The organism is Vibrio sp. 10N.247.311.51, assembly GCF_041467855.1.
GTDB lineage: Bacteria > Pseudomonadota > Gammaproteobacteria > Enterobacterales > Vibrionaceae > Vibrio > Vibrio coralliirubri.
In genome coordinates this window covers 97,471-107,686 of the sequence record NZ_JBFSVK010000022.1, presented here as the reverse complement: position 1 = coordinate 107,686, position 10,216 = coordinate 97,471, and the positions used below count along the sequence as shown (strand labels likewise).

7 protein-coding genes are annotated in these 10,216 nt (G+C 45.4%); 2 read left to right on the top strand and 5 right to left on the bottom strand.

Features of this window, described 5'->3' with window-relative positions; translation table 11 throughout:
• On the bottom strand, positions 1 to 2,023 hold a 2,023-nt coding region (locus tag AB6E85_RS18390; protein WP_372143555.1), incomplete at its 3' end, for a VCBS domain-containing protein.
• Between the two features lie 301 nt (positions 2,024 to 2,324).
• On the opposite strand from AB6E85_RS18390, the gene AB6E85_RS18385 reads away from it, so the two are divergent.
• Both AB6E85_RS18385 and AB6E85_RS18380 read left to right on the top strand, forming a co-directional pair.
• Complete coding sequence (locus tag AB6E85_RS18385) at positions 2,325 to 3,632, top strand: TolC family outer membrane protein (RefSeq protein WP_048609222.1); 1,308 nt, start codon at positions 2,325 to 2,327, stop codon at positions 3,630 to 3,632.
• The gene (locus tag AB6E85_RS18380; RefSeq protein WP_048609223.1) at positions 3,632 to 4,243 is read left to right on the top strand and encodes an OmpA family protein; all 612 of its coding nucleotides are present in this window, start codon (positions 3,632 to 3,634) and stop codon (positions 4,241 to 4,243) included. The genes AB6E85_RS18385 and AB6E85_RS18380 overlap by 1 nt, the downstream gene beginning before the upstream one ends.
• 220 nt (positions 4,244 to 4,463) lie before the next feature.
• Here AB6E85_RS18380 and nhaA read toward each other — a convergent pair whose 3' ends face one another.
• From nhaA to AB6E85_RS18360, 4 genes are all read right to left on the bottom strand, one after another.
• Positions 4,464 to 5,627: a Na+/H+ antiporter NhaA gene (gene nhaA, locus AB6E85_RS18375; protein ID WP_048609224.1), complete on the bottom strand. Its 1,164-nt coding sequence runs from the start codon at positions 5,625 to 5,627 to the stop codon at positions 4,464 to 4,466.
• A gap of 274 nt (positions 5,628 to 5,901) precedes the next feature.
• A complete protein-coding gene (locus tag AB6E85_RS18370) occupies positions 5,902 to 7,050 on the bottom strand; it encodes a lipocalin-like domain-containing protein (RefSeq protein WP_372143552.1) in 1,149 nt (382 codons plus the stop codon).
• On the bottom strand, positions 7,040 to 9,493 hold the full coding sequence (locus AB6E85_RS18365) for an ABC transporter permease (protein WP_372143550.1): 2,454 nt from the start codon (positions 9,491 to 9,493) through the stop codon (positions 7,040 to 7,042). The genes AB6E85_RS18370 and AB6E85_RS18365 overlap by 11 nt, the downstream gene beginning before the upstream one ends.
• Positions 9,474 to 10,145, bottom strand: coding sequence for an ABC transporter ATP-binding protein (locus tag AB6E85_RS18360; RefSeq protein WP_017060385.1), 672 nt, complete (start codon positions 10,143 to 10,145; stop codon positions 9,474 to 9,476). The genes AB6E85_RS18365 and AB6E85_RS18360 overlap by 20 nt, the downstream gene beginning before the upstream one ends.
• Positions 10,146 to 10,216: the final 71 nt, after the last annotated feature.

Genomic DNA, 10,216 nt, shown 5'->3' with positions numbered 1-10,216 from the left:
CTACAACGTACGTCCATTCGCCATCATCGGTTATGGTCAACATACCTAACGCGGTCTCATTGGTTGAGCCTTCTGGATTAAACGTTCCGTTGGGTTCAAAAGCAGCGACATCGTTAGCATCAACATCAGTAATCGTCAGTGTTCCCGTCGCCATCAAGTCGTTGCTTTCTGGATCGACATCGACATCTTCCGTCACATCACCCATATCAGAGTCACCTTCACCAACGGTAATCTCGGATGGATCATCGGCACCGTTGATGGTTATGGTTACTTCACTTGTGGTTCCGTCAATAGCAGTAACCGTGTAAACCTCAGTGACGACCTCATCGTCGTCAAGGTATTGCACATCATCGTTGTCCACGACGTAAGTCCATGCTCCATCATCGGTTATGGTCAACATACCCAACGCGGTATCATTGGTCGAACCTTCCGGATTAAACGTTCCGTTGGGTTCAAAAGCAGCGACATCATTGGCATCAACATCAGTGATCGTCAATGTTCCTGTCGCCATCAAGTCATTGCTTTCAGGATCGACATCGACATCTTCCGTCACTTCACCCATGTCAGAATCACCTTCACCAACAGTAATCTCTGACGGATCATCGGCACCGTTGATGGTGATGGTCACTTCACTTGTGGTTCCGTCAATCGCAGTAACTGTGTAAACCTCGGTAACGAACTCATCGTCATCAAGATATTGCACATCATCGTTGTCTACGGTGTAAGTCCATTCACCATCGTCGGTAATGGTCAACATGCCTAACGCGGTACCATTGGTTGATCCTTCAGGATTAAATACACCGTTTGGTTGAAAAGCAGCGACATCGTTATCGTCGACATCGGTGATCGTTAGTGTCCCAGAAGTCATTAAGTTGTTGCTCTCTAGGTCTACATCCACATCTTCAGTCACTTCACCAGTATCTGAATCACCTTCACCTACGGTTATATCAGATGGGTCATCGGCACCGTTAATAGTGATGATCACCTCACTCGTAGTACCGTCACTTGCTGTCACAGTATAAACTTCAGTAACGAACTCATCGTCATCCAAGTACTGAACGTCATCGTTGTTAACTACGTAAGTCCAAGCACCATCAGGGGCTATGCTCAATACACCTAGCTGTGATTCGTTTGTTGAACCAACGAGGTTAAACTCACCATCAGCTGAAAAGGTAGGAGTGTCGCTGTCTACATCTGTAATCACAATCTGACCAGACGTCACTAATTGATTGGTGATTTCATCTACATCAATGTCCTCAGTCACACTGCCCGAATCATCAGTAGCCACAGCCGCATCATCAGTACCAATTATCGTTACTGTAATGACTTGTTCGCCTCCATCGGAGGTTTGTACTGTCGTCGTGTCTTGAATTTGCTCGCCATCGGCAAGCTCATCATAAGGACTGTTGGCCACGAAAGTCCAAGTACCATCTTCGTTTACAACAAAGGTACCGAGATCATTATCTCCAGCGACCTCTTTGCCAATAAAGGTAACGTCCGGATCATCGCTGATTAAGGCGCCGCCTGTCTCAATTGGTTCATCCTGCTCAAACTCAATAACGTTAGTGTCACCTGAAATAAGCGCAAAAGCGATGACATCAAAAAGAGCAATACTTTGAGTTTCTGACAATCCTTGAGACTCAAACCCTTCAGTTTCAAAATTTGTGGCGGCTTGAGTTTCAGCTCCAGTACGTTCAATCCTACCGCTGTTGGTCAAACTCGAGCCTTCTTCACCAGCAGCAGTATCAAACTCATCTCCTAGTTCTGTTGGATCAAATCCTTCTTCAATAGCACGCTGAACTTGAGCGATCGCATCATCAGTGTCTAGCACATTTTGTTGGCCCTGGTTATCTACAAAACGTGCAGAAACACTTGGCACACTCTCTTCACTAGTATCAAAACTGATAATTACGTCGCTAGCGGCTGGTTGTTCGCCCGGAGACAAACGTCTAACTTGACCTTGAGCGTCGAGCACTACGCTCCCGCTAACAAGGCCTAGTATATTTAGGTTGATGTTTCCCATATCCATATTCCCACTTCTGCCCAGAACACGCCAAACGCGGAACCAATCCCACCCTGCGCTGTGGCTATTTCCTACAATAAATCTAGTAGTGGCACTATTGATAATCAACTCACTAAAAGTTGGTAAATCTGGTGCTTTTTAAATTAGTCAATAGCAATAGCGACTTACATTCAAAAAAAAACCTACAAACTTCGCATTTTTTTGCAAATGTCCTAAGCTTCGTTTAATACCCTTCTCTCAATTCAGCGATAAACGTAGGTTGGGAAACGGATGAGACATTGAAAGTAGAAGGAGAGCTACTTTGAAATTGTTTAAATTATCCATCTTATGCTGCTTAGTTGCTGCAACACCACTCGCCGCTCAGACTCTGGAACAGTCTGTTGCTATTACCTTGGCAACGAATCCAGAGATAAAAAGCATCTTCAACGAATATGTGAGCGTGCGAAAACGTAACGATGCCTCAGGAGGAGCATACAAGCCAAGTATCGACCTTGACGCCGGTATTGGTTATGAAGGTATAAACCCTGCACCAAACAACGGTCCCGATACGGATCTAACACGAAAGGAAGCTACGATCTCCCTCACTCAATTGCTGTGGGATGGTTCCGCGACTCTGTACGACATTGATCGTACCGCCGCAGAAGCTGAGTCGGTTCGCTTGCAATTGATCGCAGACGCCGAAGACAAAGCCTTGGAGGTGACCCAAATCTATCTAGATGCAGTGAAGGCCACTGAAGTGCTGGCACTGTCTGAAAGTAACCTTTCAATACACAAAAAAATCTATAAAGACATTAAGAAACGGGCTAACTCCGGAATAGGTTCAACTGCGGATGTGTCGCAAGTTGAAGCTAGGATAGCAAAAGCTCACGGTAACTTATTGGCCGCACAGAATAATTTGATCGATACACACACCCAATTTAGACGAGTGGTTGGTCAAGAACCTTTAGGCTTGATTTACCCAAGAGCCGATATTTCTCAAATTCCTTTGTCGTTAACGGACGCCATTGTTGATGCATTAGACCAACACCCAGTGATCAAAGTTGCAAACGCAGATGTCGATTCAGCCCACTTCCAATACAAACAGTCAAAGGGCGTGAACTACCCTACCTTCTCTATTGAAGCATCTCAGTCATGGCGTGATGATGCAGGTGGCGATGAAGGCTCTAGTCAAGAGACCCTCGCGATGCTTCGCATGAGATATAACTTGTACAACGGCGGAACAGACAGTGCTAATTCAGAAGCTGCGGCATACCAACTGAACAAAGCAAAAGATCTGAGAGATCGAGCTTATCGTCAGGTGGAAGAAGGTCTTCGCCTCTCGTGGAGTGCATTGGATCTAACGTTACAACAAAAGAACTTTCTATCCGACCATGTTGACTCAGCTTCGGAAACTGTTATCGCATATGAAAAACAATACCGAATAGGCAAACGTACTTTGCTTGACTTACTCAACACTGAGAACGAACTATTTGAAGCCCGTAAAGATTACCTAGATGCCCACTATTCAGAGCAGTACGCTAAGTACCGTGTGATGAACGCTACAGGTTCTTTATTGAACGCTCTACTGGTCGACATTCCAGAAGAGTGGACTACGCCCGTGGAGTATTAATGATGAAAATACCTTACTTATTACTTCCCGTGTTAACGATGACTTTATTTGCCTGTTCAAACCAGCAGGAAGAGGCTTATATCGAGACACCTGAAGCAGAACAGATTGCAGACCTGCAAGACGATGATAGAGATGGTGTGGTGAACGCTCGTGATATATGTCCAGGTACGCCTGAGACATCACAAGTCGACAATGATGGTTGTGGAGAAACGATTCGTGCGGAAGAAGTCAGACAGCTAAAAATACTCTTTGCTCATGACTCATTTGAAGTGAACCCGATCTTCTCAGACCAGATCAGCACCATGGCAGAGTTTCTTGAAACCTACAAAAGTGCCTCGATTGAAATACAAGGCTATGCGAGTAAAGTGGGTTCTAACGAGTACAACTTAGACCTATCAAAGAAACGAGCAAACAATGTTCAAGACGAGTTACTGTCGAATGGTATCGAACCAGAGCGAGTGCGAATTGTCGGCTATGGTGAAGAGCGCCTAGAAAGCGATGGCGACGACCCTACTTCACACGCATTGAACCGTAAGGTAACAGCGACTGTGGTAGGGTTAAGTGAACAAATCGTCGAGGAGTGGACCATATTTACCACGCTTGAAAAATAGCGTGACATTGTCACTGTGGTTCTAGGTGTGACGTAGAGCGAGTGTCGAAAAACAGCAGCTTAGTTATATGATCAGTAAAGCCGTGATAGGGTTGCCCATCACGGCTTTTTTGTTCTTTGTCGTCACATGAGTCGAGGGAGACTCTGTGACTCTTCTTGCTACTCAGAAGTTGACTTGTTACTCAGTGAGTAGACTCCCTATTAAACGAGCCTACTACCGATTATAGTTTTACTTCTTGATGCTTAGTTTTCGGTAGAGAAATACTTAGCAGGAAGTAACCTAAGATAGCTGCCGTCGTTGAGCCCATCAGGATACCTAATCGAGCAAGCGTATCAAAATCTGCGTTCGTTGGACCAAATGCCAATGACGAGATAAAAATAGACATCGTAAAGCCAATACCACACAACACAGATACCGCGAAGATGTTCATGAAGTTCACACCTTCAGGAAGCTTAGCTACGCCGGTTTTCACAGCACCCCAGCTGAATAGGAAGATACCTAGTGGCTTACCAACCAATAGACCCATAGCAATACCAAGCGGTAGCATACCTGTAAGGTTTGAAATTGAGATGCCTTCTAGTGAGATACCTGCGTTTGCAAATGCGAAGATTGGCAAAATTGCAAAAGCGACGTATGGGTGCAGAGCATGCTCTAGGTGTTTCAGCGGAGAACGCTCCCCTTTATTGCCTTTCAGTGGGATAGCAAAACCGATTACTACACCTGCTAATGTTGCGTGAACACCAGACTTCAATACTGCGAACCACAGAATTGCACCAACAATGAGATAAACGCTCAGCTTAGTCACATGCTTGTTGTTTAGCATGAACAACACACCAGTCGCGATGAAGCCAACTGTAAGTGCAAGCGTTGATAGGTCGCCTGAGTAGAACAGTGCAATGATAACAACAACACCTAGGTCATCGATAATTGCCAGTGCTAGCAGGAATACCTTCAAGCTTACCGGTACACGGTTACCAAGAAGAGCCATGATACCCAATGCGAATGCGATATCAGTCGCAGCTGGGATAGCCCAACCTTGAAGCGCTTCAGGGTTACTTGAGTTAAATAGCACGTAAATAAGTGCAGGAGCTAGCATACCACCCACAGCTGCGATAGCTGGGAAGATTGCTGTCTCTTTAGACTTTAATGCGCCTTCTAAAAGTTCGCGCTTAACTTCTAAGCCGATTAGAAGGAAGAAGACAGCCATTAAGCCATCGTTAATCCAGTGAGACACAGACATACCAAGAACGTAACTATGTAGTACACCTTGGTACATTTCGTTCAGTGGTGAGTTTGCTACAAACATTGCGATCGCCGCAGCGATGACTAGTATGATGCCGCCAGCAGATTCCATTTTAAAGAAGTCACGGATGACGTCGGTCATGATTTCGCCCTTATATTTATTATTTAAATAAACGAATAACAAAGAATAACCACGAGTTTATATCCAAGTTTAATTGATAGATAATCACTTCTTCGGATGTTTAACTTCGGTTTTTCCTACAAATACTAAACAATACGTCGTATATTCCATAATGTTGTTATGCACCATAAATTAAGTATAGATGAGATCATCGAACCTGTATGCACAATTCATTGGGGTGGCTAAAAGTCGCAGGCATAAAAAAAGGCTATCAAATGATAGCCTTAGGTGTTTTTTAGTAGCCAGTTAACTGCATAAAGCCTGTCGCTTCATGACTCCCGCTCGCCTTAATCGGCCCTTCCCAATATGGTATGACAAAAGGAAGCCACATATCCCTGCGTATAATACGCGTTGTGAGGTTGATATCATGCTTAGGGACGTTAATGATCCACTGTAAAGGCATCCGTCTTCCATTCATCAACGTTGTATTTTGCAACGGTTGAATAGAAATGTCGGATTCCGTTAACTGGTAAACTTTGCCTGAGCGCGTTGCCAAGGTACCGAATACGTAAGGCAGCTGTTGGTTATGACGGTAACGGTTAATGCTCAACGCTGTGCCGTCATCGAGGTTAAACACAAACCAATCCCAACCTTGTTGACCCACTCCAAGTAAGCCACTGCCCCACTCTTTATGTACCCACGCTGTTCCTTCCACTTCCTTGGTAATGCCGTCTAGGTTCAACACACCACTCAACGATAAAAATGGAGCGCTGAAGTTATAAGACGCGACAGGCAATAAGTCGTGCTTTTTCTGATAGCCGTTATCGCCGTTGAGTACATAGGGCCCTTTTGCAATGGTGTCTAGCTCAAGTCCAAACGTATCAGTTTGCACTTGAAGGCGCCCTGGGAATGGGGTGTTGCCGAGTGCACGCCAGTTCCAGTTATCAATCCAAAGCCTGAATGGACGATTAGTCATTCCCGCTTGGCCAATGCCACCACGAGCCATGCGCTGTTCTTTCCATACTTTGGATTTAGAAGAGACCACTACATTTGAGATATAGACTTGAGGGCTTTGCCACCCTGGTGTTTCTCGTTCGTCCGTTGCTATACGGAAAAAGCTCCACTGAACAGAATAGTCTTTACCATCATCACCTTTCAAAGACGCGAAGTAATGCCACCACTCGTGCTGAAACTCTGGGTGGAACTTAAAATCTTGTGGTAGCGAAACATTACGGTCTGGCAAAACAGGTTCGAACACATTGAAGTGTTCATTAACCAATATTGAGTTAACTTCATTCACGCCCTTTTCACCAGGATCGATGAAATAGGAGTAATAACCCCAAACACTTAAAAAGATGCCAAAGAAACTTATTAAGAGAAGAGAAGACAGGATTCGTTGTCTTAACTTAGTTGAAATATTCCTTAAAAACATACTAAAGCGCATCCCTCAGTGACTTCATCGGAGTGTTCCGAATCATTCTCATCACTGGTAAAGCACCAGCTAGCATCAATGCTGCCATGGCCCATGCAAATGTCTGCAAATAATCCCATGGAATCACTTGTAACTCGAGTGACCACCCAAAAGACTGCTTTATCACGATATCAACAATTAGGCTCGCTAGCGCTAATCCGAGCGGAATCGCAATTAAGGAGGAAATAAGCCCAAACACAAACAGCTGCAAACTACCTGTCAAGATCAGTTCTTTCGCCGATACACCCAAACAGCGTTGCAAGGAAATATGCCTTTGGCGAGATACTTCACCCGCAACCGTCGCAAAGAAGATACCGAAGACGGCGATAACCAAGGTGATGTTACCGAGTGTATCTGCAATCGCGAACGTCCTATCGAACACCCGCATCGCTTGACTGTGAATATTGTTGTTATCGAACACACGCTCAGAGCCAAGCCTGAATACACTTTCTAATCGGCTGCGAAGCCCTTGTGAATTCACATCGTCTTTGAGTATTACCCCAAGACCGACATTACCCCGCCCTGCAAACCCATACAGCCAATTTCGATGCGACATCATGACTTGATGGTAAGGGTTACCATAATCGTAATACACACCGACAACCTGCCAACCAGAGCCGAGACTGTCATAGAGGTCGATGTAGTCGCCAGGGCGAATCCCCAGCTTGAGAGACATCGATTCACTGATCAACACACCTTTAGAGTGATGTAAGTGATACCAGTAATTCGGAATACCTAATTTAATTGTCAGCGCTTCTAGTTCGCCTTCAGAAGGGCCTGTACTGACCACCTGAATACTACCGACTGGAGACGCAACATCTTTCTCCCAACGCCACCAAACCGAATCCACTTCAGGTTGGTCAGATAACCAATTACTCATACGAGCAGCGGCATTGTTGGTTGGGTAGATATACAGGTCGGCAGCCAAACGCTGTGTTAGCCATTTATCAGTGGTATCTCTAAAGCTGCCCACCATGGTTTCTACACCAATATTGGCTGTTAAGGCCAACATAAAGGCCATGGTCGCTACGCCACGGTAACTCATACTTGACGCTGCATCAGCAAAGAACCAGCGAGCACGAACCCAGCGCAATGAATAAGAGAGGCTATTAAATAACTTCCACATCAAAACCGGGGTAAATAGCGCCACACTGATCAGCATTAGCGCAATAATCGCAAAACCCGTTTCTTGAGTCTGAGGGGCTTGATACACTGCGACAGCGGCAACCAAGAAGCCACAGCCAATCAATGCTTGCCAAGTAAACTCTGTACCCGCAAAGCGCATCAAAGATAAGCGAGAGGTTAAACGAATCGGTTGCGATCTAAGCAAGCGCACCAATGGCCAAGCACACGCTAAGAACGCGCCAAGTAACGCCATCAATAAGCTGTAGCCGCTCCATCGCCAATTCCAGTCGATCGTTAAGCCAACGTTGGCATCGTATAAGTCGCCTAAGCTTGAAGATACCGCTGGTAATAATTGGTTGGCTAACATGACCCCAAATACATTACCGCAGATCCAGCTCAGTACGACCAATATCAGCAATTCTAAACACAGCGCTTTAGCCAATTGCCAGCCCGATACACCTGTTTGTCTTAAGATTCCGACTAACGGTTGGCGCTGAATAAACGACAACGACATCGCTTGATAGAAAATGAATAAGCCGACCACAAACGACAGCATACCCATCGCTTTTAGATTTAAATGGAACGCACTGGTTAGCGACTCAAGTTCTGCCTTAGAGCTACGAGAGATCGTCAAACCATTGGGTAACATGTTTTTAAGACGTTCAAACTTCTCGGTGGGCATGTCTGAACAAGCAATCACTGAAAGCCCCGCACTGCGTTTAAGCATTCGGAGCAAGGAGATATCCGCAATCAACCTTGTACCATTAATCATATTATTTTGATCAACAACCACAGGACCAAGTTCAGAACCATCCATCAAAGGGATGTAATCACCGTTGTGCCATTCCATGTGTTCAGCAAGATCATCACTGACAAGGATTGGATATGGTGGCTTCATGAGGTTCAAAGCGGTGAGATCTTTTAACGCAATACCAGGTTGTAGCTGAAGCATAGAGACAGGGTCTATGCCGACAACCATGAAGTTTGCGCCATTTTCATCAGTGATACGATGGTGATCAAGAGGAGAACACTGTTGAAAGCCTTCACGGCGAAGCTGGATATAAAAGCCTTGCGGGATTTTATTGGCGTTGTGTTTTGGTCGAATACGGTAAGGAAGAGGATTCGAAAAGAGTTTTTCACCATGCGCATAGCTTTGCTTGGCGTGTTGGTTGATAGCAGTAACACCAACCAAAAGTGATACGCCGAGGGTTAAACCAAGCCATACCAAAATAATCTGCAGTGGGTAACGTCGATAGTGACCGAGTAGCGCCTTAACTACGGGCCATAACATGCAGTTGCCCTCCTTGTAGACGGATCCTGCCATCCATGTGCAGAGCTACTTTTTCACTGTGCGTTACCAACAGCAACGTACATTCTAATTGACGAGCCAAAGAGGTCAGCAAACGCATTACCGCTTCTGCATTACGCTCATCTAAACTTCCGGTCGGCTCATCGGCCAACAAGATTTTCGGTTCCATATACAACGCACGCGCAATGGCCGCACGTTGTTGTTGGCCACCAGACGCTTCTTCAGGGTAACGGCCAAGCAAAGGCATAAGATCTAAAGCAGAGAGAATCTGCCTCCAGAGACCTTTGTCTTCAGGTAAGCCTTTTAACTGACGGCAAAAGCGGATGTTATCGGCAATATTTAGCGTTGGCAGTAAGTTGAACTGCTGAAAAATATGGCCAATGTTGTTTCTGCGATAAGCGGTGCGGTCACGCTCGGTTGAGTCGTGCATATTGAAGTGAGGGAAAGCAATTTCACCTGAATCCGCTAGGTCTAAACCCGCGATAAGATTCAGTAACGTACTTTTACCTGAACCGCTTTCTCCCATTAATGCCAGCTGGTCACCTTGGTTTAATGTTAATTCAGCACCTTGCAAAACAGGGTGAAACTCCCCCCCATCGACATAGCCTTTACATAGGTCTGACAGCTTTAACATTAAACAGCTCGCATTAGTTAGAATTTGGAAGGAGAATCTACACTAATTCCCTGTTAGGAGAAAGTATTTTG